At 55.7% G+C, this 21,224-nt stretch carries 25 protein-coding genes; 10 read left to right on the top strand and 15 right to left on the bottom strand.

Going from position 1 to position 21,224, the window contains the following annotated elements:
* Window positions 1-5 precede the first annotated feature (5 nt).
* From hydN to hycA, 10 genes are all read right to left on the bottom strand, one after another.
* Window positions 6-551, bottom strand: coding sequence for an electron transport protein HydN (hydN, locus tag IV433_RS23685; protein WP_195816248.1), 546 nt, complete (start codon window positions 549-551; stop codon window positions 6-8).
* 335 nt (window positions 552-886) lie between these two features.
* Window positions 887-1,372 carry a hydrogenase maturation peptidase HycI gene (hycI, locus tag IV433_RS23680; protein ID WP_195816249.1) on the bottom strand — a complete coding sequence of 162 codons (486 nt, stop codon included), beginning with the start codon at window positions 1,370-1,372 and terminating at the stop codon, window positions 887-889.
* Window positions 1,365-1,844 carry a formate hydrogenlyase maturation HycH family protein gene (locus IV433_RS23675; RefSeq protein ID WP_195816270.1) on the bottom strand — a complete coding sequence of 160 codons (480 nt, stop codon included), beginning with the start codon at window positions 1,842-1,844 and terminating at the stop codon, window positions 1,365-1,367. The genes hycI and IV433_RS23675 overlap by 8 nt, the downstream gene beginning before the upstream one ends.
* Complete coding sequence (locus tag IV433_RS23670; protein ID WP_195816250.1) at window positions 1,844-2,641, bottom strand: NADH-quinone oxidoreductase subunit B family protein; 798 nt, start codon at window positions 2,639-2,641, stop codon at window positions 1,844-1,846. The genes IV433_RS23675 and IV433_RS23670 overlap by 1 nt, the downstream gene beginning before the upstream one ends.
* Window positions 2,638-3,195, bottom strand: a complete 558-nt coding sequence (locus IV433_RS23665) for a formate hydrogenlyase complex iron-sulfur subunit (RefSeq protein WP_195816251.1) — start codon at window positions 3,193-3,195, stop codon at window positions 2,638-2,640. Before IV433_RS23665 ends, IV433_RS23670 begins: the two co-directional genes overlap by 4 nt.
* A 15-nt stretch (window positions 3,196-3,210) precedes the next feature.
* A complete protein-coding gene (locus tag IV433_RS23660; protein WP_195816252.1) occupies window positions 3,211-4,935 on the bottom strand; it encodes a hydrogenase large subunit in 1,725 nt (574 codons plus the stop codon).
* 44 nt (window positions 4,936-4,979) lie between these two features.
* Window positions 4,980-5,933: a respiratory chain complex I subunit 1 family protein gene (locus IV433_RS23655; protein WP_195816253.1), complete on the bottom strand. Its 954-nt coding sequence runs from the start codon at window positions 5,931-5,933 to the stop codon at window positions 4,980-4,982.
* A gap of 10 nt (window positions 5,934-5,943) precedes the next feature.
* A complete protein-coding gene (locus tag IV433_RS23650; RefSeq protein WP_195816254.1) occupies window positions 5,944-7,851 on the bottom strand; it encodes a proton-conducting transporter transmembrane domain-containing protein in 1,908 nt (635 codons plus the stop codon).
* A complete protein-coding gene (locus IV433_RS23645; RefSeq protein WP_195816271.1) occupies window positions 7,851-8,459 on the bottom strand; it encodes a 4Fe-4S dicluster domain-containing protein in 609 nt (202 codons plus the stop codon). The genes IV433_RS23650 and IV433_RS23645 overlap by 1 nt, the downstream gene beginning before the upstream one ends.
* 175 nt (window positions 8,460-8,634) lie before the next feature.
* Window positions 8,635-9,102, bottom strand: coding sequence for a formate hydrogenlyase regulator HycA (hycA, locus tag IV433_RS23640; RefSeq protein ID WP_195816255.1), 468 nt, complete (start codon window positions 9,100-9,102; stop codon window positions 8,635-8,637).
* Between the two features lie 324 nt (window positions 9,103-9,426).
* Between hycA and hypA the strand changes: the two genes are divergently transcribed.
* From hypA to flhA, 6 genes are all read left to right on the top strand, one after another.
* Window positions 9,427-9,771 (top strand): hydrogenase maturation nickel metallochaperone HypA, encoded by a 345-nt coding sequence (gene hypA / locus IV433_RS23635; protein ID WP_195816256.1) that lies wholly within the window; start codon window positions 9,427-9,429, stop codon window positions 9,769-9,771.
* A gap of 29 nt (window positions 9,772-9,800) precedes the next feature.
* Window positions 9,801-10,607, top strand: a complete 807-nt coding sequence (gene hypB / locus IV433_RS23630; protein ID WP_195816257.1) for a hydrogenase nickel incorporation protein HypB — start codon at window positions 9,801-9,803, stop codon at window positions 10,605-10,607.
* A complete protein-coding gene (locus tag IV433_RS23625; protein WP_104921178.1) occupies window positions 10,598-10,882 on the top strand; it encodes a HypC/HybG/HupF family hydrogenase formation chaperone in 285 nt (94 codons plus the stop codon). Before hypB ends, IV433_RS23625 begins: the two co-directional genes overlap by 10 nt.
* Complete coding sequence (gene hypD, locus IV433_RS23620; protein ID WP_195816258.1) at window positions 10,882-12,042, top strand: hydrogenase formation protein HypD; 1,161 nt, start codon at window positions 10,882-10,884, stop codon at window positions 12,040-12,042. Before IV433_RS23625 ends, hypD begins: the two co-directional genes overlap by 1 nt.
* Entirely contained in the window at window positions 12,039-13,061 is a 1,023-nt protein-coding gene (gene hypE / locus IV433_RS23615; RefSeq protein ID WP_195816259.1) for a hydrogenase expression/formation protein HypE, read from the top strand. Before hypD ends, hypE begins: the two co-directional genes overlap by 4 nt.
* Window positions 13,062-13,166: 105 nt before the next feature.
* A complete protein-coding gene (gene flhA, locus IV433_RS23610; RefSeq protein ID WP_370530279.1) occupies window positions 13,167-15,245 on the top strand; it encodes a formate hydrogenlyase transcriptional activator FlhA in 2,079 nt (692 codons plus the stop codon).
* A 96-nt stretch (window positions 15,246-15,341) separates the two neighbouring features.
* Here flhA and IV433_RS23605 read toward each other — a convergent pair whose 3' ends face one another.
* Together IV433_RS23605 and IV433_RS23600 are read right to left on the bottom strand one after the other, a co-directional pair.
* Entirely contained in the window at window positions 15,342-15,740 is a 399-nt protein-coding gene (locus IV433_RS23605) for a tautomerase family protein (RefSeq protein ID WP_195816261.1), read from the bottom strand.
* A gap of 15 nt (window positions 15,741-15,755) precedes the next feature.
* The gene (locus IV433_RS23600) at window positions 15,756-16,082 is read right to left on the bottom strand and encodes a carboxymuconolactone decarboxylase family protein (protein ID WP_195816262.1); all 327 of its coding nucleotides are present in this window, start codon (window positions 16,080-16,082) and stop codon (window positions 15,756-15,758) included.
* 106 nt (window positions 16,083-16,188) lie between these two features.
* Here IV433_RS23600 and IV433_RS23595 point away from each other — a divergent pair, with 106 nt between their 5' ends.
* Entirely contained in the window at window positions 16,189-17,070 is an 882-nt protein-coding gene (locus tag IV433_RS23595; RefSeq protein ID WP_195816263.1) for a LysR substrate-binding domain-containing protein, read from the top strand.
* A 6-nt stretch (window positions 17,071-17,076) separates the two neighbouring features.
* Here IV433_RS23595 and IV433_RS23590 read toward each other — a convergent pair whose 3' ends face one another.
* Together IV433_RS23590 and IV433_RS23585 are read right to left on the bottom strand one after the other, a co-directional pair.
* Entirely contained in the window at window positions 17,077-17,277 is a 201-nt protein-coding gene (locus IV433_RS23590) for a DNA polymerase III subunit theta (RefSeq protein WP_195816264.1), read from the bottom strand.
* Window positions 17,278-17,301: 24 nt separating this feature from the next.
* Window positions 17,302-18,306 (bottom strand): hypothetical protein, encoded by a 1,005-nt coding sequence (locus IV433_RS23585; protein ID WP_195816265.1) that lies wholly within the window; start codon window positions 18,304-18,306, stop codon window positions 17,302-17,304.
* A 156-nt stretch (window positions 18,307-18,462) separates the two neighbouring features.
* Between IV433_RS23585 and yghX the strand changes: the two genes are divergently transcribed.
* Window positions 18,463-19,368 (top strand): YghX family hydrolase, encoded by a 906-nt coding sequence (gene yghX, locus IV433_RS23580; RefSeq protein ID WP_195816272.1) that lies wholly within the window; start codon window positions 18,463-18,465, stop codon window positions 19,366-19,368.
* 57 nt (window positions 19,369-19,425) lie between these two features.
* On the opposite strand, the gene yghU is transcribed toward yghX, so the two are convergent.
* Window positions 19,426-20,277, bottom strand: a complete 852-nt coding sequence (gene yghU / locus IV433_RS23575) for a glutathione-dependent disulfide-bond oxidoreductase (protein WP_195816266.1) — start codon at window positions 20,275-20,277, stop codon at window positions 19,426-19,428.
* A gap of 418 nt (window positions 20,278-20,695) precedes the next feature.
* On the opposite strand from yghU, the gene IV433_RS26325 reads away from it, so the two are divergent.
* Both IV433_RS26325 and IV433_RS26245 read left to right on the top strand, forming a co-directional pair.
* Entirely contained in the window at window positions 20,696-20,818 is a 123-nt protein-coding gene (locus IV433_RS26325) for a hypothetical protein (protein ID WP_255414164.1), read from the top strand.
* Window positions 20,819-21,012: 194 nt separating this feature from the next.
* On the top strand, window positions 21,013-21,224 hold a 212-nt coding region (locus IV433_RS26245), incomplete at its 3' end, for a hypothetical protein (RefSeq protein ID WP_229893695.1).

The raw sequence follows: 21,224 nt of genomic DNA, 5'->3' as shown, positions 1-21,224 counted from the left end.
CGGAGTTAAAACAGCAGGGGAGATGTGCTGTCGAGCGCAGCGCGGCGGCGTTTTTCTGCGTTCATTTCCTGTAAGTGATTACGGTCGATGGCGTAAAGCGCCTTGGTCGGGCAGATTTCCATGCAGGCCGGGCCTTCTGCGCGGGAGTGGCACAGGTCGCATTTATGCGCTTCGGCTTTGTCCGACGTGGCGACCATTGCGGCACCGTTCTGGCGGAAAATCGGTTTGGTGACCACTTCCATCGCGCCATACGGGCAGGCGACGACGCAGGTTTTGCAGCCGATGCAGCGTTCCTGCATCACCTGAACGTGGTCGCCGGTGCGCAGGATTGCGCCATTCGGGCAGACGTTGGCGCAGGGCGCGTCTTCGCACTGGCGGCACATCACCGGCGTACTGAGGTTCACGCCTTTAATGACGTGCAGGCGCGGGGCAAAAGTGGCGGCATTGAGAAGCGAGATATCCTGAGAATCACTGTGCGCCATGACGCAGGCAATTTCGCAGGTACGGCAGCCGATGCATTTTTTAGGATCGGCGATGATGAACCGGTTCATGTATGACTCTCCAAATCCCCGTCGTCCCTGACACCGCAGGTGCGTTGGCTGCGTTCACTCGCCCGAATCACTGACGTATATCAGCTCATCGCGACTCCTTCGCTTGCCGTCTTCCTGCAATGCCAATGCCACAGGGGATTTCTATGGGCCTGTAATTTAAGGGAGGTAAATTTTTTTCATCTACTGCTATACATAAACCATGCCATCTTTGTGGTTTTTATATTTTTATGCAGTAAATCATGAAGTTAATTTTCAACGTTTTTTCCGATGACGAAACGTGTCACTGACGTCATGTCCGCGTCGTCACCACATCGACAGTTATGTCGACAGCAAGGTCAGGCGGTTTCGGCCTGAAAAGGCGCGATGCCCATGCCCTGTTCCAGCGCCGGTAACAGCTGATGCAAACGGATGACGGCCTGTTCCACGGCGTCGCTCATCGGGTAATAAAACGCGACGACGTCCGGCTGAATGCCGACAAACGTGATTTGCGGGATATCCTCACGCAGCTGCTGCATGAGAAACGTCAGCGGCAAATTGTGGGTGGTCATCATGAACATTTCGCCGATGTCGCTTTCTTCGAGAATGCGCATCTCACCGGGCATCAGCCCCATGTCGGTGGCGTCCACGATCACCAGATGCGCCGGGCGCAGCTCGCGTAAATAGCCGATGTCGTTTTCGGGCCCGGCACCGCCGTCAACGACCGTCCAGCCGCTGAGCGGTTTTTCTGCACACAGTTCTGCCAGCCGGGGCCCGGCGCCGTCATCGCCCATCATGCTGTTGCCCACGCACAGCAGCGCGTAGCGGGAAGTGGAATCAGGCATCGTATCTCCTGACCATCAGGTACATCGCGGGGTCACTTTCGATTTGTCCGAGCAGGGCGATGAGCTGGTCGCTCCAGCCCTGCTGTTCTTCATTCATTTGCGGGCGGGCATCGCGCAGCGCAAGCGCCAGTAAATGGGTGTGGCTGCTGTCGATATTGATTTCGCCAAAACGCTGTACGCCCGCCAGTTTTCGGTAAGCTTCGCCCTGTTCTGGCAGGCAGCTGACCCATTGCTGGTAACCGGTAAGCGGGCATTCGAGGCGGGATTTCAGACAGTCGATCACCCCGAGGTGGTGGCCGATCGCCAGGCTGTAATACACCACTTCTTGCACTTTCTGCGAGCTGCGTTTTTGCGCACTTTTCTCGTCGACAAATTTGCTGCTCAGAGAGTAAAAAATCACTTTGTTCCTTTCCGCCTGATGACCGGAAAAAGGCTGATGCTGCGCGTAGCGCTGGTCGTTTCCTGACGTCATCACAGATGCACCTCCCCGCGCAGAACCTGCTGATAAATCTGTTGCAGGTTGCCGACAATTTCACTGAGACGCAGGTCGCCGCGTTCGCTGAGGTAGGTTGAAACGCGTTGCTCCACCGGTTGCAGGCCGGGCGCGGCCACGATATTCATAAACTCATCGGCAATCTGACGGCCATAACGGTAACCGGCCATGCGGCGCGCTTCACGGTCGAGTAACACGCGCAACGGCTGCGGCAGTTCCGGATGCAGTAATTCAGCCGGAGTCGCTGCGGCCTCGTCGTGCTGCTGGCCTTTGATTTTCTGATCCAGCAAACCGAGCGCCATCGCGAAGCCGTAAATGGTGGCCGCCGGTGTCGGCGGGCAGCCCGGAATATACACGTCGACCGGCACGATTTTGTCGGTGCCGCCCCAGACGCAGTACAGGTCGTGGAAAATGCCGCCGCTGTTGCCACAAGCCCCGTAAGAAATGCAGATTTTCGGATCCGGTGCGGAATCCCATGCGCGCAGTGCGGGCATACGCATGGCGCGGGTGACCGCGCCGGTGAACAGCAGAATGTCGGCGTGGCGCGGCGACGGGACGACTTTGATACCAAAGCGTTCGGCGTCGAACAGCGGTGAAATCGCCGCGAAAATCTCAATCTCGCAGCCGTTACAGCCGCCGCAGTCCACGCGGTAAACGTAGGCGGAACGGCGGATGCTGTGCAGCAGGGTGGATTTCAGTTTTGCGATGCTTTCGTCAAGCGTGACGGGCACCGGCAGGCCATTTTCGTCGCGCGGTGCAATCGGGTTATGACTCATGAACGGGCCTCCGTGGTCATATGGCGGCCGATATCAATACGGTCGGTGGAAGAAAGACTGTGCATCTTTTTGCATGACGGACAGGTTTCGTACTGCACGCGGCGATCGCTGATTTGCCGGTCACTCAGCGCGGCGCTTTCCTGCAACAGGCTGAGCGCGAAGTCGATTTCCTTTTGCACGGCGTAAGGTTTTCCGCATTCACGGCAATGGCAGACGGGGAAATCCGCCGTTTCGTACAAATCTTCTTTGCGCCATACCGCCAGTTCAAATTCCTGCGACAGTTTGATGGCCGCCGTCGGGCAGACTTCCTCGCAGCGGGCGCAGAAAATGCAGCGGCCTAAAAACAGCTGCCAGCGCAGGGTTTCGCCGTCTTCCGCCGTGGTCATGGTCAGCGCGTTAGACGGACAGGCGTTGGCGCAGGCCCCGCAGGCAATACATTGCTGCGCGGTGTACTGCGGCTTGCCGCGAAAATTCGGCGCCAGATCCAGCGGCGTGAACGGATAACCCACGGTGGCTGTGCCCGTTTTCAGCACTTTTTTAATCAGTTTCAGCATGATTTAAGTGATTCCTTAAAGCGGCGAATTTTTGCGTTCGATGCCGTAACGTTCGATCTCTTTGTAAGGCACGACGATAGTCGTTTTCTTACGCACATCGACCACGGTCATGCGGTCGGTGCAGGAATAACAAGGATCGAGACTGCCGATGATCAGCGGTGCGTCGGACACCGTATTGCCGCGCAGCATGTAACGCAGCGTTGGCCAGTTGGCGTACGTCGCCGCACGGCAGCGCCAGCGGAACAGCTTCTGGTTGTCGCCGGTCATGCTCCAGTGGATGTCATCGCCGCGCGGGGCTTCGGCAAAACCGAGGGCAAAGCGGTGCGGAATATAGGTAAACCCTTCCACTGCCAGCGGGCCGCCCGGCAGGCTTTGCAGGCCAAACTCAATCATATTCAGGGCGTTATAAACTTCGTGGATGCGGACTTTAAGACGGGAATAGACGTCGTTGCCGGTTTCGCTGCAAATCTCAAACGGCAGTTTGGCGTAACCGGCGTAAGGGTGATCCTGACGCATATCGCGGCGGTGGCCGCTGCCGCGCACCATCGGGCCGACGTTACTGAAATCACGCGCGACCTGCGGATCCAGAATGCCGACGCCGACGCTGCGCTGTTCGGTATTCGGCGTGCTGAGCAGAATATCCACCAGCTCACCGAGGTCACGACGCATGCTGCCCGCCAGCGCAATGGTCTGGATCATGTCGTCTTTTAAGATGTCGCGGCGGATCCCGCCGATCAGGTTCATGCCGTAGGTTTTACGTGCGCCGGTCAGGATTTCGGCCATCTTCATCGACTGCTCGCGGATGCGGAAAAACTGCATAAAGCCGGAGTCGAAACCGACGAAATGGCAGGCCAGCCCGAGGTTGAGTAAATGGCTGTGCAGACGTTCCACTTCCAGCAGTATTGAGCGGATCATCTGGGCGCGTTCCGGCACCACAATCCCCATCGCATTTTCCACCGATGAGGTATACGCCACGCTGTGGGTAAAGCCGCAGATGCCGCACACGCGGTCAGAAAGGAACGTGACTTCGTTATAGCCCATGCGGGTTTCGGCCAGTTTTTCCATGCCGCGGTGGACGTAAAACAGACGGTAATCCGCGTCGATAATGTCTTCGCCATCGACAAACAGACGAAAATGTCCGGGTTCGTCAGAAGTGACGTGCAGCGGGCCAATCGGCACAATTTTGCTGCCTTCTTTGGCTTGCGAAATAAACGGATAGGTTTCATCGTCGGTGGTCGGAGCCGGGCGCTGACGGTAATCCATTGAATCTTTGCGCAGCGGATACAGATCATCCGGCCAGTCGTCCGGCAGCACCAGACGACGCTCGTCCGGCAATCCGACCGGGCGCAAACCGTACATATCGCGGACTTCGCGTTCACCCCACACTGCTGCGGGCACGCGCGGCGTCACGGACGGGAACTCCAGTGAAACCGGATCTACTTCGGCGCGCACGGTGATCCAGCACTTCACGCCTTTTTCCATCGACAGCACGTAATACAGCGCATAGTTGCCGCACAGCGTGCGTTCGTCATTGCCGAACAACACGGAAAGCCAGCCGCCTTGCTGGTAATACAACCACTCGACCACTTCCGGCAGCGCGTTCAGCTTAATGGTCACCGTCGCCTGCGTATCGGTCTGCCATTCGCTGCCTAAAATGGCCGCCGGGAACTGCTTCGCCAGCGCAGCAAGATAATGTTTGCCGACCGGGTTTTGATTTAATGCGGTATTGAACTCACTCATTGCAAAGCCTCTTCCCGCCGTGGCGGGATAAGAAAAATGTCAGGTCAGCCTGCGACCAGCCAGGAAACCAGCGCCAGAAATGCCAGCCCGAAGCCCGCCCATGTGGTGCGGGAGGTTTTGAGAAAACGCAGACGGGCGACGCTGTTTTCGATAAGCGCCACCAGAAAAACGGCGATCAGCAGTTTCACCAGGCTCAGCACCACGGCAGTCAGCAATGCCACCGGCGTGATGTGATCCACCTGCCCGAACGGGAAGAACAGGCCAAGAAACAGCTGCAACACCACCAGTTGTTTCAGGCTGATGCCGATTTTCAGCACGCCCAGCGCGGCACCGGAATATTCGGTCAGCGGGCCTTCCTGTAATTCCTGCTCGGCTTCGGCCATATCAAACGGCAATTTGCCCATTTCGATATACGTGGCAAACGCACAGGCCAGACCGGCCAGAATGAGCGTCAGGGAAGACGACACCGGCCAGTGCAGCACGAGGGCAGCAATCGCGCCCAGCGAGGTGGAACCGGCCACCAGCGCGGCGATCCACAGGCCGAGCAACAGGATCGGTTCCACCAGCACGCCCAAAACCGCTTCACGGCTGGCGCCGATGCCGGTGAACGTGCTGCCGGTATCCAGCCCGGCGATGGCAAACACAAAGCGCACCACGGCAAACAGATAAATCACGGTAATCAGGTCGCCCGCTGCGCCCATCGGCGAAGCCAGCGTGACCACCGGCAGGGCGGTGGCGATAACCAGCAACCCGCCGGTGAGCAGATACGGCATGCTGCGAAACGCCGGGCCGGACGCCGCCGGTGCCACACTCTGGCGTTTGAGTAATTTGGCGATATCACGGTATTCCTGTAATACCCCCGGCCCGCGGCGGTTGTGCATCCGGGCGCGCATGACGCGGCTGAATCCGGCGAACAACGGAGCCACCGCCAGCAGCGCGATGGCCTGGATAAGCGCCAGCGGCCACAGAGAACTGTTCAGCAAAAAGGGAAAATTCATAGTCAGTTCCTCAGGCAAAAGCCACGACCAGCAACACGGCCAGTTCGATGAAAGCCAGACGACGGCAGAAAGCCCCGAGCCAGCCCTGATGCAGCGTGCTCACCAGTTTTGCGGGCATGACGTGCTGGCGCAGGCGGTACAGCGGGCCAAACATCACGCGCAGGGGCTGGGTAAAACCGGTCGCGGTGACCACCATGTCAGCGGAATGCCCGTAGCCACAGGCCCAGGCGTCGCCGCGCAGACGGTTTGGCATGCGGGCACCGCGCAGAACGGCGGCAATAATCCACGGCAATAACGGCATCCCCAAAAGCAGGATCGCCACCATCGGGGCGGAAACGGCGGAGGTCGGGGAGAACACCGCGCCGTGCTGCGCGGTTTGCAAAACAGGCGCGTTCAGAATGGAAGCGGCAACGGCGGCGAAGTGCGGAATAATCCACGGTGAGGCGACACCGAAAATGACGCACAGCAGCGCCAGCAAAACGCTGCTCAGCGTCATAGCCAGCGGGGCAGGCGTCGCATCTTCTGCCGCCTTACTGCGCGGCGCGCCAAGAAACGTCACGCCGAAAACTTTCGCCACGCACATCAGCGCCAGCGCGCCGGTGAGTGCCAGCCCGACGGCCAGCAGCGGGCCGAGCAGACGTGCGATAAACAGCGGCGCGGCGCTCAGCTGGAACAGTGACTGATACAGCAGCCATTCGCTGGCAAAGCCGTTAAGCGGCGGCAACGCGGCCATCGACATCAGCGCGACAAGCATCGCCACGGCGGTCCACGGCATCAGACGGGCGATACCGCCGAGTTTTTCCATATCCTTTATGCCGGTCTGCATTTCAATTTCACCGGCACCGAGGAACAGCGCGGTTTTAAACAGACCGTGGTTGAACAGATGGAACAATCCGGCCAGCAGCGCCAGCGCCGCCAGTTCCGGCATATTCAGCGCCACACCGGTCATCGCACCGCCGACGCCAAGCAGAATAATCCCGACGTTTTCCAGCGTGTGATAGGCCAGCAGACGGCGAATATCGTGTTCCATCAGCGCGTACAGCCCGCCGATAAACGCGGTCAGGATTGCCAGCAACAACACCAGCAGGCCCCACCAGAGTGGCGGTGCGCCGAGCAAATCCAGACCGACTTTTACGATGCCAATAATGCCGATTTTCATCAGCACGGAAGAGAACAGCGCTGCGGCATGCGCCGGTGCGCTGGAATGCGACTGCGGCACCCAGGCGTGCAGCGGAATAATCCCGGCGTAAAGCCCGAAGCCCGCCAGCGCCAGCAGGAAGGCCAGCGATTTTGTGCCCGCCGGGAAGGCGGTGTGGCGCAGAACGTCAAAATCCAGACTACCGCTGACCTGATGTAAAACGGTGAACGCCAGAATCAGGCAAACGGTGCCGAGGCGGCCTGATAAAAACTGATTCAGACCCGCACGGCGGCTTTTCACATCGTCGGTTTGTACGATCAGGAAGTAGGCGCACAGCGCGGCCAGTTCCATCATCACCAGCAGTTCAATGGCGTTATTTGCGACCGCCGCCGCTGTCAGCGCCGCCATCAGGACGTTGCACAACAAGCCGGTGCGGGCGCGTTTACGTGACGTCGTTCCCGCCAGCCACGCCCAGGCGTACAGGCTGCAAAACAGCGCCGTGACTGACATTGCCAGCAATAACAATCCGTTCAGCGGGCTGAGTTCAGCGGTGAAAGGCAGCGCGGGCAGCGCCACTGTCTGCACTGCGCCGCCGCGGTGAACGGTCTCAAAAGCCGCGACGATGACCGCCGCAGAGGCCAGCATGCCGCCCAGCCCGGAAATCAGGCTGCTGAGCCGTGCGGCGGCAGAAAATACCCAGCCCGCCACGCCGCTCACCAGCCAGATAAGCAGCGCCAGCGCCAGCAAAGAGGCGGGTTCTAAAGCAAACAAAGCCGTCATTATTTGGCCCCCGCGTCAGGCGTGGTGAAGGTGGAATAACCGGCAGGGAAGGCGTTCATCGCATTCAGGCGTTTTTGCTGGCTGCTGTGTTCGGCCAGACTGGCGGTAACCAGCGTAATGGCCTGCGTCGGGCAGGTTTTGATGCACGCCGGTCCGTCCGGGCTAAAACTGCATAAATCGCATTTCACCGCCACGGCGCGCAATCCGGGTACGCAATCCAGGAACGGGCTGACGGCGCGCGGTGCTTGCGGGGCGGGCAGCGCTTTTGAGGTATTACAGTTGCGCGGAATATCCAGCGGCGAACTGCCGGAAAAGGTGATCGCGCCAAACGGGCAGGCAATTCCGCACAGTTTGCAGCTCACGCACAGGCTTTCGTTGAGGTGAATGGCCTCGTCCTGACGGGTGATGGCATTGACCGGGCAGACCTGCGCGCACGGGGCATCTTCACACTGGTGGCACATGACCGGTGCGGAATCCAGCCGGTTGCGCATCACCTGCAAACGGGGCGCAGACTGCAAGCCGTGCAGCTGATGTTCCTGCGAACAGCTGGCCATACAGGTGTTGCAGCCGATACACAGTTTCGGATCGGCTATCACATATTGATTCATGGCGGCGACGCGACTCATGAAGTCTCCTTTTCATTTCGTCAAAGGTGACGAAATCGGCACTTAAATTGACATTTCGACATTTATGTCGGAATTAATCCCCGTAAAAACCGGTAATCAAATGACGCGGGAAAATATTTCCGTCAGACCGGCGTAATAATGTATTTCTGAATATGAATCAGGCGTGGCTAAGTAATTTTTCTAATTGCGCCGCAATAGGCTGATTGCTGTGCAGGGAGTCGTAAATACACTGATAAATCGCGGAAATCTTATTGAGATAATGTTCCAGAACGGCGTTTTTATCGTGGATATCCACGGTGCCGTCGATCTTACCTTCTTCGCTCAGCGCGGCGTGGGCAAAGGTTTTGAAATCAGGCTCTTCACCGTTGTGCGCCATGTTCAGGCTGTACACGATGTCCTGACTGTAGAAGTCATCGCTCAGGTGAATGCTGACGGTGAAATAGTTGAATAGCGTGAAGCGAATGTCCTGATCTTCGCCACAGGAGAACTCGTGATTAATCTTCTTATTTGAATGGGTTACCGCCTGAATCAGGCTGTTTTGGTAAGTGCGCCACTGTGATTTCAGATGGCTGTTTTTGCTGGCGATATAATCGGCCTTCGTGGTCAGTTCGCTGAGAGTGCTCATGTCATACCCTGTTATTGTGTTGTGCGTGAGTGTCATTTTCATCGCCCCGTGACGACAAAAAAATGGCGCATAATCCTCTAAGGGCATAAAACGTGCCAGTTTCGATATTTATTTTATTAATGATTTTAAATCATTGGGTTAGGTGTTTTTTTTCGTTCGTGGTTCAACTCGGACGAATAAATGGCGTGTCGATGACACCTTATTTCGACAGTTATGACGCATTAATTTCGTCACCGGGAAAGTCCGGCCTTTTAATAAGCGTGATGAACTCTGGCATTAATATTGCAAAAGTCCCTTTTTCTGACTCTATCGGGAGAGGGAAATATGCACGAAATAACGCTGTGCCAGAATGCCGTGGAAATAATTCAGGAATTTGGCCAGCAAAATAATGCGCGGAGAATAACTGCGGTATGGATGGAAATTGGCGCGTTTTCCTGCGTCGAGCCGGAAGCGTTGCAATTTTGTTTTGAGCTGGCGTGTCGGGAAACAGTCGCCGAAGGCTGCGTATTGCATCTCGATACGCCCGCGGCGCAAAGCTGGTGTCACGATTGCCAGAAAGATATCCGTCTGCTCCGCCCCGACGTGCTGCTTTGCCCGGAATGCGGCGGCCGCCATGTGCGGGTGATCGCTGACGACGGCATGAAAATCAAACGTATTGAAATCGAATAACGGGTATCCGTAAACCCGGGGAGAAAACTATGTGCAGTACCTGCGGTTGTGCCAGCGGCGAGCTTCGGATTGAAGGCGTCAGCAGCGAACATTCTCACAATGAACATTCTCATCGTGAGCATTCTCATCATGAGCATTCGCATGGCCACGAACACGGCCATTCGCACGGTTTGCCGTTTGCGCCGCGTCGGCTGGTGGATATCGAAATGGATGTGCTGGCTAAGAACAATCATATTGCCGCGCATAACCGCGAGCATTTTGCGCAGGCCGCCATTCTGGCGCTGAATCTGGTGTCCAGCCCCGGTTCCGGCAAAACGACGCTGCTGACCAGCACGCTGACCCGTCTCGCGCCATATTTCGACTGCGCGGTGGTGGAAGGCGATCAGCAAACTACCAACGATGCTGACCGTATCCGCGCGACCGGCGTTCCGGCGATTCAGGTGAATACCGGCAAAGGTTGCCATCTGGATGCGCAAATGGTGCATGACGCGGTACATCAGCTGTCGCCGAACAATAACAGCCTGCTGTTTATCGAAAATGTCGGCAATCTGGTGTGTCCGGCCAGTTTTGATCTCGGCGAACGGCATAAAGTGGCGGTGCTTTCCGTCACTGAAGGCGAAGACAAACCGCTGAAATATCCGCATATGTTTGCGGCCTCGCGCCTGATGATCCTCAATAAAATCGACCTGCTGCCGTACGTCAGTTTTGACGTCGAAACCTGCATCGCCAATGCGCGGCAGGTGAACCCGGAAATTGAAGTGATCCGCCTTTCCGCCACCACCGGCGAAGGCATGGACGAGTGGCTGGCGTGGCTGGAGCAGCAGCGATGTGCATAGGCATTCCGGGGCAAATCGTTGCGCTGCATGAGCAACAGCCCGATCACGCGTGGGCAGAAGTTTGCGGCTTGCGGCGTGAGGTGAATATCGCGCTGGTCTGTGAAGGCATCAGTGAACGCGAACAGCTGATTGGCGGCTGGGTGTTAATTCACGTCGGTTTTGCGCTGAGCCGTCTCGATGAACACGAAGCGCAGGAAACGCTGGCGGCGCTGCACGCCATGGAAGAAGTGGAAGCCGATGTCGCGCTGTTTCTCGGCGCGGGGGAGGCCAGATAATGCGTTTTGTCGATGAATTCCGCGACCCGAAGCTGGCGAAAACGCTGATTGAACGCCTGCATAAACGGGCGGCACAACTGCCGTATACCGCTGAAAAGCCGATGCAAATTATGGAAGTCTGCGGCGGTCATACGCACGCTATTTTCAAATTTGGTCTGGATAAACTGCTGCCCCCGCAGCTGGAATTTATCCACGGCCCTGGCTGCCCGGTGTGCGTGTTGCCGATGGGGCGGATTGACGCCTGCTGCGAAATTGTGGCCCACCCGGACGTGATTTTCTGCACCTTTGGCGATGCGCTGCGGGTGCCGGGAAAACAGGGTTCGCTGCTGAATGCGCGCGAACGCGGCGCGGATGTGCGGGTGGTCTATTCGCCGCTCGATGCCCTGAAACTGGCGCGGGAAAACCCGCAGCGGCAGGTGGTATTTTTCGCGCTCGGTTTTGAAACCACGCTGCCGGTGACGGCGGTCACGCTGCAACAGGCGCGGCGCGAAGGGCTGACCAATTTCAGCGTTTTTTGCCAGCACATCAGCCTGATCCCGACGTTACGCAGTTTGCTGCAACAAGACGATGTCCGTATCGACGCTTTTCTCGCGCCCGGCCACGTCAGCATGGTGATCGGCACTGCGCCGTACCATTTCATCAATACGCAATTCGGTAAACCGCTGGTGGTCAGCGGGTTTGAGCCGCTGGATATGCTGCAAAGCGTTTTAATGCTGGTGGAACAAGTTTGCGAGGCATCGTGTAAAACCGAAAACCAATACCGGCGCATCGTACCCGAAGAGGGTAATGTGCTGGCACAAAACGCGATCCGCGAAGTCTTTCAGCTTTCCGGTAGCAGCGAATGGCGCGGGCTGGGGCTTATCGAAGCGTCAGGGATTTCCCTGACGGAAACCTATTCGGCCTTCGACGCCGAACGCCGTTTCAGCCCGCAGGTTCAATCGGTGGCCGATGACCCGCGTTCGCGCTGCGGCGACGTGCTGACAGGACGCTGCAAGCCGCATGAATGCCCGTTGTTTGGCACCGGCTGCACGCCGCATAACGCCTTTGGCGCGCTGATGGTCTCCTCCGAAGGATCCTGCGCCGCCTGGTATCAGTACCGGTATCAGGAAAATGAACCCGCACAAGAACAGCAAGAGATGAAACAGAAGGTGGCAGGATGAGCGAGCGCAATGACGTAGTGACGATGGCGCACGGCAGCGGTGGCCGCGCGATGCAGCAGATGATTGAACGAATGTTTCTCAGCGCATTTGATAACCCGTGGCTCAACGAACGCGAAGACGGCGCGCGGTTATCGCTGGCCGCGCTGAGCCAGCAGGGCGATCGTCTGGCTTTCACCACCGACAGCTATGTCGTTGATCCGATTTTCTTTCCCGGCGGCAATATCGGCAAACTGGCGGTGTGCGGCACGGCAAACGATTTGTCCGTCAGCGGCGCAACACCGGCGTATCTCTCCTGCGGATTCATTCTGGAAGAGGGTTTGCCGATGGAGGATTTGCAGAAAATTGTCAGCCTGATGGCGCAAACCGCGCGCGAGGCGGGGATCGCCATTGTCACCGGCGACACCAAAGTCGTGCAGCGCGGCGCAGCTGACAAGATTTTCATTAACACCGCCGGGATCGGCGTGATCCCAGGCGATGTGGCGTGGGGCGCAGGGCAGATTCAGTGCGGAGACAAAGTGATCGTCAGCGGTACGCTGGGAGATCACGGCGCCACCATTCTCAATCTCCGCGAGCAGCTGGGAATGGATCTCGGTATCCAGAGCGACTGCGCCGTGCTGGCGCCAATGGTTGCGCCGCTGCGCGCCGTTTCCGGCGTCCACGCCCTGCGCGATGCGACACGCGGCGGGGTGAACGCGATTTTGCATGAGTTCAGCGAAGCCAGCGGTTTCGGTATTTCCATTGATGAAAATGCGCTACCGGTCAAACCTGCGGTACGGGGAATTTGCGAACTGCTGGGGCTGGAACCGCTGAATTTTGCCAATGAAGGCAAGCTGGTGGCGGTGGTTTCTGCGCAGGCGGAAGAAAGGGTACTGAATTTATTGCGAAAGCATCCGCTGGGCGCGGACGCCGCGACGATCGGCGAGGTCACCGAAAATCCGCAGGTCTGTCTGCGCGGCGCGCTGGGCGTTTCCCGACAGCTGATGCTGCCACATACCGAACCTTTACCCCGCATTTGTTGATCTCATCAGGGGGGCTGAGTCCCACGAAAGGGGTAGACTTTTCCGTATTGCCCTTTTTTCAGAAACTACGTTATCCAGAGCTAACGCTATATGCAGAGTGCAACCATGAGCACGACAAAACACAAAGGATTGCTGGAACTGACGCGCACACTGCTGCTGCAACAGACCATGACCTCGCTGCTGGAAACCCTGACCCAGGTGGTGCAGAGTGCCGGTATCGCAGAATCGGTGACGCTGGTGCTGTTTGACAGCAGCAGCGAACGCGTCAGTTTTTACGGCATCGATCCGCATCATCAGCCGGTAAGTTACGAAGACGAAACCCTGCTCGCCACCGGGCCGGTGCATGCATTGCTCAGCAATCCGAAAACGCAGGTCTGGCGCAGCGATGCGCTGCATTTGCGCTACCCGCAGCTGGCCGCGCTCAACCTGTATCCGGCGTTTACCGATTACTGTCTGGTGCCGCTGCTGGCGGCTTCCGGCCTGCTGGGCGGTTGTGAATTTACCCGTCAGCACGCGGCACCGTTCAGCGAAGAAGATAAAAACGGGCTGCACGAACTTTGCATGCTGGCGGCGATTGCGGTTGAACAGATTAAACTGCGCGAAAACGCGCTGCTTCAGCAATCGCTGCTGCGCCACGAACGTGACGATTTCCGTATTCTGGTGGACATCACCAATGCGGTGCTTTCCAAGCTTGATCTCGACGAACTGACCGGCGAAATCGCCAAAACCATTCATCACTTTTTCCACATCAACGCCATCAGCATCGTGCTGTGCGATGCCGACAAAGACAGCGAACAGGCCAGCGTTTACGCCACACATTATGTGCAAACGCATGTCGCAGAGCGCGAACAAACGCGCATGACGCTGGCGGGATCGCTGGAACAGCAGGTGATGAAAAACGGCGAAATGTTGCTGACCAACGTGCGGCCTTCCGACGAACCGGAGGACGACGAAAGCACGCTGTTCCAGCTGTTGTGGCGCGATCAGACCAAAACGTTGTGCATTCTGCCGCTGCGTTTCGGGCATAAAACGCTGGGTGTTCTCAAACTGGCGCAGTGCCAGCCGGATAATTTCAATTCCGCCAACCTCCGGGTTTTACAGCAAATCGCCGAGCGTATTGCCATTGCGGTGGACAACGCGCTGGCCTATCAGGAAATCAAAAGCCTGAAGGAAAAACTGCAACACGAAAACCTGTATCTGACTGAGCAGATAAACAGCAATAACCCGGATTTCAGCGACATCGTCGGGCGCAGTCCGGGCATGTCGGCGGTGCTTAAACAGGTTGAGATCGTGGCGAAAAGCGACTGTTCCGTGCTGATCCTTGGTGAAACGGGCACCGGCAAAGAACTGATCGCCAGAGCGATACATAACCTCGGGGATCGCCGCGATCAGCGGATGGTCAAAATGAACTGCGCGGCAATGCCCGCCGGGCTGATGGAAAGTGACCTGTTTGGTCATGAAAAAGGCTCGTTCACCGGCGCGACCGCCCAGCGTATGGGGCGTTTTGAGCTGGCCGATCAGGGCACGCTGTTCCTCGATGAAGTCGGGGAAATCCCGCTTGAGCTGCAACCTAAATTGCTGCGTATTTTGCAGGAGCGTGAATTTGAAAGGGTAGGCGGCAACAAGCTGATCTCGGTGAACGTGCGCATGATTGCCGCGACCAACCGCGACCTGCGGCAAATGGTGGCCGACAAAGAATTCCGCAGTGACCTGTATTACCGGCTGAACGTTTTCCCGATTGTGATCCCGCCGCTGCGCGAACGGCCGGAAGATATTCCGCAACTGGTGAAATTCCTGACCTACAAAATCGCCAAGCGAATGAAGCGTACCATCGACAGCATTCCGGCGGAAACATTGCGTCTGCTGAGCCGCATGCCGTGGCCGGGGAATGTCCGTGAGCTGGAAAACGTCATCGAACGTGCCGTGCTTCTGACGCGCGGAACGGTGCTGGACCTGCAACTTCCCGAGCTGAATTATCCGCTGCCGGTGGCTCCGGTTGCCGCGCCAGCATTCTCTGAACCTGCGCCGCAGTTGAACGAAGATGACGAGCGCGAGCGTATTATTGCCGTCCTGAAAGAAACCAACGGTGTGGTCGCCGGGCCGCGCGGAGCCGCGCAGCGTCTGGGGTTAAAGCGCACCACCTTACTGTCACGCATGAAAAAGTTAGGCATCGCGGCACACTGATCCTTTCTGAATGACGTAAAGTCATTGAGTGAAATAAAGAACAAAGCCCTGAGACAGATTCAGGGCTTTTTTATTTCTGCAAATAACCTCAGTCACTTATCTGTCTGTTACGTGAAAGACATCACCGTGGCTGAATGACCAGTCTTCCGGCTGGGTGAAATTCACCACAATCATGATATCCGTCGGATCGATGCCGATTTCCGTGTGCAATCTTTCATTCAGATAACGGTACAGCGCGCTTTTCTGTTCGGTATTTCGGGGCTTCCCGGCCGTGATGTGGAACAGCAGGAAATCGTCTGAACGACGGCTGTCCGGGCCTGCCAGATACGTGGGGTTGATTACCCGCTGGCCGTGGCTTGCCGGTTCAAACAGCTGGAAACAGTCGTCTTTGGGAACGGAAAACGTAGTGACCAGCGCGTCCTGCAAAACAGTAGAAATCGTGTTTTGCCAGCTTTCAAGGCGGTGTTCAGGGATTGAAATTCGAGTAAACGGCATGATGATTTTCCTCTGTTATTGCGGGTCGAGCGCTGCGAAACGGGTCAGCGCGGAAGCGGCGGCGGGCCATCCGGCATAAAACGCCAGATGCGTGATCACTTCGCTCAGCTCGCTGTGCGTCACACCATTTTTAACCGCCAGATCCAGATGAAACGGCAGCTGTTCGGTGCGGTTCAGCGCAATCAGCGCGGCGACGGTAATCAGGCTGCGGTCACGCGCAGGCAGCTCGCTTCGTTGCCACAGGTCACCAAATAAAACCTGTTCAGTTACCTGCGCGAGTTTTGGCGTCAGGCGCGTCATGGTTTCAGGCGGCAGCATCGGGGAGGAGGTCTTGGTGCTCATTTCAGGTTCCTTTTCGCAGGTGTGAAAAAGGAGCATAAGGCGTTATGATTATCCTTAATATCGAAAATATCAGCAGTATTAATCCATAAAAACGGGATGATTAAACGTGGCAAAACGACCGGTAACTTTTGATGCAGAAGCGCTGCGCAGTTTTGTCACCGGCATCGAACTGGGAAGTTTTGTGCTGGCGGCAGATCGCCTCGGGCGCTCGACATCGGCGGTCAGCGCACAGCTGAAAAAGCTGGAACAGCAGGCAGGTACGGAGCTGGTGCAAAAAGCCGGAAGGCATCTGATTCTGACTGCGCAGGGCGAAGTCATGCTCAGTTATGCGCGGCGGATTTTGAGCCTCAACGACGAAGCCAGCGCGGCGTTATCGGCCAGCACGCTGAGTGGCAGCATTCATCTCGGTATGCAGGAAGATTTCGGCGAGGCGCTGTTACCGTCCATTCTCGGCACGTTTACCCGCGCGCATCCGCAGGTGCAGCTCTCCGCCAGCATCACGCGCAATCAGCAATTGCTCGACGGGATCCGGCATAACGAATTCGATCTGGCGGTGTGCTGGCAGGCGGATGACGTCCCGCTTTTCCCGACCAGCCGGGCGCTGGGCCGCATTCCGCTGCGCTGGATTGGTCCGCAAAATTTCTCACTGGCGCATTATCTGGAAACCGGTGAACCGCTGCCTTTACTGGTTTTTGAAGCGCCGTGTCTGATGCGAAGTGCCGCAACGGCGGCGCTGGATAAAGCGGGGATCCCGTGGCGGATTGCGTTTACCAGCCGCAGTCTGGGCGGGATTTGGGCGGCGTTGTCCGCCGGTTTGGGAATTACTTTACGGACGGACTTTGGCAGACCGGCAGCCCTGAAGGTTCTGGAGGATTTACCCGCGCCGGGCGAAATCGGTATCACTCTGCATCAGAGCCAGATACAGCCGGGCGAACCGGCGAGGTATCTGACTGATGCCATCACCGGTTTTTTCGCCACCGGGCAGTAACGGATTTTACTTTTTAGCGGGCTGGCTGCGGTAGTGTTCCAGACGCTCGCGAAAGTATTCACGCAGATGTTCCGGCTGTTCCATCTCAACTTCTTGTGCGTTGACGGGAAGGTTATTGCGCTCGCGCACGGCGACGGTTCCGGCCGCCAGCCCTGCGCTCACTTTTTCCATTTCTTCCTGAGTAAGACCTGCGAGATTGTTGTTCATAGTCTCTCCTTTATTATATGGGATTTATTTTAGCGCATTTCCCAGCAGAGTTTTTAACATTCCATCGGCACAATATTTTTTCAGCAAGTTTATATCAATGTCGGGAACAGGGCATGCGATAAAATCAGGCATCTGAGCGGGATGATCTTCTCCCCAAATAAAAATTCTGTCAGGGTGATAGAAATCGTGATTCTTTATAGACGCATTGTTGGTAATGAGTTTTTTATTGAAAGCCATCGCTTCAAGAGCGCGCAATGTTAACCCCGTTTGACCCGGTTTATTTATTTCCAAAATGATATTTGAATGTTTTATTTTCTCAATATTTTTTTTGTAAGTCAGCTTTTCATTAATACATAGAGAAGGATAATCATAGGTTTCCTGTTTATCTGTAACAAGATAAAACTCAGGATGGCAATTATTGGTTTGCAATAGTGGCGTAAGTTGTCTGATAAGGCTGGCACGATATTCATCGTAACCGCCAACATAGAAGCAGGATAAGTGAGTTTTTTCAACGTCTTGTTTTTCAGTTTGTAACCGGATCTCATTGTGAGTAAAAGGTAAAAATTGATCCACAGGAGACAAACCATATTTCAGGCAATCAGCGGGGTCGAAACTGTATATGACATCAAAGACGGAATTCACTCTGCTTAAATAGTTTTCATCATCAGACAGTAATTTCAGGCGGCGCCGTTTTGACGTCAGCGCCTCAACTGAGTCTCGCAAGACGAGTATTTTTTTACAATGTAGGGAGGTTAACAGGTCAAGTAAAAGAAAAGCACTGTAGCCATTGCAAATAATAATGTCGTTTTTCTTAACGTGACGAAATTTGATCACATTTTTTATTTTTCTGTGCCACAGTTTTAGGTGTTTTCCCGGCAATAACCGCTGAATAGACTTGAAATGTTGTTTAACCCGATAAATCTCAAAGACCGGAAAGTCTTTGCTGAGAGAGGAAGTCATCATTCTTTCGTATTCTGAGTTCCATTCAATGAAGTGAATTTTCACGGTTTCCTTAAGTTTACGACTCATTTTCCACTCCCATTTTTTAAACTGTAGTTTACCACTTTCCCAAGCCAAAAGCCGGTTGCGCGGCGATGGATTGAAATCCAATTTCACAATCAGTTTACAAAATAGTCAAAATCAGACCATTATTTAGTCTTAAATTTTCCGGAAAGGAGCCTGATGATGACGCGAATGACAGCTAAAGATTTTCCGCCAGAACTGCTCGAATACTTTGATTTTTATGTTCACGGCAAAATGACCAAACGCGAGTTTCTCGATCTCTCGGCAAAATTTGTGGCGGGTGGCCTGTCGCTGGCCGCGCTCTCCACGCTGATGACGCCCAACTATGCCTACGCTGAACAGGTGCAATTTACCGACCCCGATATTGTGGCGGAATATATTCAGTATCCGTCTCCGCAGGGGCACGGCAGCGTAAAAGCCTATCTTGTGCGTCCGGCCAAAGCCACGGGGAAAGTGCCGGGTGTGGTGGTGGTGCATGAAAACCGGGGCCTGAATCCGTACATCGAAGATGTTGCGCGCCGCGTGGCGAAAGCCGGATTTGTGGCACTGGCACCGGACGGCCTGAGTTCTGTCGGCGGTTATCCGGGGAATGATGAGAAAGGCCGCGAGCTTCAGCAGAAAGTGGATCCGGCTAAGCTGATGAATGACTTTTTTGCCGCCGTGGAATTTCTGATGCACCACGAAACGGGCACCGGAAAAGTGGGTATTACCGGTTTCTGTTATGGCGGTGGCGTGGCGAATGCGGCTGCGGTGGCATACCCGGAGCTGGCGGCGGCGGTGCCGTTTTACGGACGTCAGCCAAAAGCCGAAGACGTGCCGCGCATCAAAGCGCCGTTATTGCTGCACTACGCCGAGCTGGATAAGCCGATTACCGACGGCTGGCCAGCTTATGAGGCTGCGCTCAAGGCGAACGATAAAGTGTATGAAGGGTATGTGTATCCCGGCGTAAACCACGGATTCCACAATGATTCGACCCCGCGCTATGACAAAGCGGCAGCCGATCTCGCGTGGGAACGCACCATCGCCTGGTTTAAAAAGTACCTCGACCCGCAGACTGAAACGGCATAAATGAGAAGGGCAGGATTGGATCCTGCCCTTTTTGCATTCTGACTCAACCGCTATGGATCAGGATTTCAGTTTATCATCAAAATCTGATGCGTCATGGCGTTCTGCCAGTTGCTGATCCGGCTCGCCCCAGGTGCGGTTAACGATACGGCCGCGTTTGACTGCCGGACGATCTGCCACTTCCGCCGCCCAGCGCTGGAAGTTTTTGTAGGACTGGATATCCAGGAACTCAGCGGATTCGTACAGGCCGCCCTGCGCGAGGCTGCCGTACCAGGTGAAAATGGCGATATCGGCAATCGTGTATTCTTCACCGGCAATAAAGCGGTGATCGGCCAGTTGTCTGTCCAGCACGTCGAGCTGACGCTTGGCTTCCATCGTAAAACGGTTGATTGCGTATTCGATTTTGACCGGCGCGTAATGATAAAAGTGGCCGAAACCGCCGCCGAGATACGGCGCGGAGCCTTGTAGCCAGAACAGCCAGTTCAGGGTTTCAGTACGTCCCGCGAGATCTTTCGGCAGGAACTGACCGAACTTCTCCGCCAGATACAGCAGGATATTGCCGGATTCAAATACGCGGATGGGCGGTTTAGCCGAGTTGTCCAGCAGTGCGGGGATCTTCGAATTCGGGTTCACATCGACAAAGCCGCTGGAGAACTGATCGCCTTCATTAATGCGGATCAAATGCGCATCGTACTCCGCACCGCTTTCGCCCAGCGCCAGCAACTCTTCCAGAAGGATCGTCACTTTCTGGCCGTTCGGTGTACCCAGAGAATACAGCTGCAACGGGTGTTTGCCGACCGGCAGCGTTTCCTCGTGAGTCGGGCCTGCAATCGGGCGGTTGATGTTTGAGAACTTGCTGACTTCGTCTTTATTCCAGGTCCAGACTTTAGGCGGTTGGTATTGTTCTGACATGAGGATGCTCCGTCTGCATTTAAGGGTGTTTAAGACTCAAAAGTCTAGCAGGAGAAAATGCAGCGTGACGCTGAGAATGTGCCCTGGAGGAGTTAAGGCGATGCCTTTGGGGTGAGACCTTGGGCTTGCAGTCCAAAGCGGCCTTCAGGTCAAAATCAAGACCTTGGGTTGCCACCCAAACTGGCCTTCAGGTCAAAATCAAGACCTTGGGTTGCCACCCAAACTGGCCTCAAGGAGCGCCTGTCGCCGCGCCCCTTGAGAATCCCGGGCTCTTTCACTGCGCGCTGCCGCTGGCTGGCACTGTTTCAGCCACTCCGGCTATTGCCGCAAAATCCCGCCGCTGCGCGGTTCCCTTCCGTCGGGTTACAAACCGCGCGAAAAGATACGCGGTTTTCCACCTCTCCATACGGCGCGATTTTTGAAAGCGGCCACTGGCTTTTTAGTTCGCAACCTTGCCATGCCATTTATTATTTTGAAAAACGAAGAAGCATCAGAATCGATTCTTTTGAATGGTGAGATGGCGCGCTCAAAATCCAGCTGAACGGAGCGGCTTCGAGACCTAAGCGGCCACTGGCATTTTAGTTCGCAACCTTGCCATGCCATTCATTATTTAGAAAAACGAAGAAGCATCAGAATCGAATCTTTTGAATGGTGAGATGGCGCGCTCAAAATCCAGCTGAACCGAGCGGCTTCGAGACCTAAGCGGCCACTGGCTTTTTAGTTCACAACCTTGCCATGCCATTCATTATTTTGAAAAACGAAGAAGCATCAGAATCGATTCTTTTGAATGGTGAGATGGCGCGCTCAGAAATTTTGCTGACCGAGGGTTCGAGACCGCAAGTTACCGTCTTGAATGTCAACAACTCAACGCGTAGTTTTCATCATAAGGCAGCCCCGTTTTCAACACGCCGTAGCATAGGTGAACCAGCTTTCGCATCGCAGCACCC

Source organism: Rahnella laticis, from assembly GCF_015644585.1.
Lineage (GTDB): Bacteria > Pseudomonadota > Gammaproteobacteria > Enterobacterales > Enterobacteriaceae > Rahnella > Rahnella laticis.
This window is presented reverse-complemented; position numbering and strand designations above follow the sequence as displayed.

Coding starts and splice junctions, on each gene's coding strand:
- hypD (WP_195816258.1), top strand. CDS start 10,882: ATGCGTTTTGTCGATGAATTCCGCGACCCGAAGCTGGCGAAAACGCTG.
- IV433_RS23625 (WP_104921178.1), top strand. CDS start 10,598: ATGTGCATAGGCATTCCGGGGCAAATCGTTGCGCTGCATGAGCAACAG.
- IV433_RS23660 (WP_195816252.1), bottom strand. CDS start 4,935: ATGAGTGAGTTCAATACCGCATTAAATCAAAACCCGGTCGGCAAACAT.
- flhA (WP_370530279.1), top strand. CDS start 13,167: ATGAGCACGACAAAACACAAAGGATTGCTGGAACTGACGCGCACACTG.
- hydN (WP_195816248.1), bottom strand. CDS start 551: ATGAACCGGTTCATCATCGCCGATCCTAAAAAATGCATCGGCTGCCGT.
- IV433_RS23590 (WP_195816264.1), bottom strand. CDS start 17,277: ATGAACAACAATCTCGCAGGTCTTACTCAGGAAGAAATGGAAAAAGTG.
- hycI (WP_195816249.1), bottom strand. CDS start 1,372: ATGCCTGATTCCACTTCCCGCTACGCGCTGCTGTGCGTGGGCAACAGC.
- hypB (WP_195816257.1), top strand. CDS start 9,801: ATGTGCAGTACCTGCGGTTGTGCCAGCGGCGAGCTTCGGATTGAAGGC.
- IV433_RS23600 (WP_195816262.1), bottom strand. CDS start 16,082: ATGAGCACCAAGACCTCCTCCCCGATGCTGCCGCCTGAAACCATGACG.
- hycA (WP_195816255.1), bottom strand. CDS start 9,102: ATGAGCACTCTCAGCGAACTGACCACGAAGGCCGATTATATCGCCAGC.
- IV433_RS23585 (WP_195816265.1), bottom strand. CDS start 18,306: ATGAGTCGTAAACTTAAGGAAACCGTGAAAATTCACTTCATTGAATGG.
- IV433_RS23655 (WP_195816253.1), bottom strand. CDS start 5,933: ATGAATTTTCCCTTTTTGCTGAACAGTTCTCTGTGGCCGCTGGCGCTT.
- IV433_RS23650 (WP_195816254.1), bottom strand. CDS start 7,851: ATGACGGCTTTGTTTGCTTTAGAACCCGCCTCTTTGCTGGCGCTGGCG.
- IV433_RS23665 (WP_195816251.1), bottom strand. CDS start 3,195: ATGCTGAAACTGATTAAAAAAGTGCTGAAAACGGGCACAGCCACCGTG.
- IV433_RS23675 (WP_195816270.1), bottom strand. CDS start 1,844: ATGACGTCAGGAAACGACCAGCGCTACGCGCAGCATCAGCCTTTTTCC.
- yghU (WP_195816266.1), bottom strand. CDS start 20,277: ATGTCAGAACAATACCAACCGCCTAAAGTCTGGACCTGGAATAAAGAC.
- IV433_RS23645 (WP_195816271.1), bottom strand. CDS start 8,459: ATGAATCAATATGTGATAGCCGATCCGAAACTGTGTATCGGCTGCAAC.
- yghX (WP_195816272.1), top strand. CDS start 18,463: ATGACGCGAATGACAGCTAAAGATTTTCCGCCAGAACTGCTCGAATAC.
- hypE (WP_195816259.1), top strand. CDS start 12,039: ATGAGCGAGCGCAATGACGTAGTGACGATGGCGCACGGCAGCGGTGGC.
- IV433_RS23670 (WP_195816250.1), bottom strand. CDS start 2,641: ATGAGTCATAACCCGATTGCACCGCGCGACGAAAATGGCCTGCCGGTG.
- IV433_RS23605 (WP_195816261.1), bottom strand. CDS start 15,740: ATGCCGTTTACTCGAATTTCAATCCCTGAACACCGCCTTGAAAGCTGG.
- hypA (WP_195816256.1), top strand. CDS start 9,427: ATGCACGAAATAACGCTGTGCCAGAATGCCGTGGAAATAATTCAGGAA.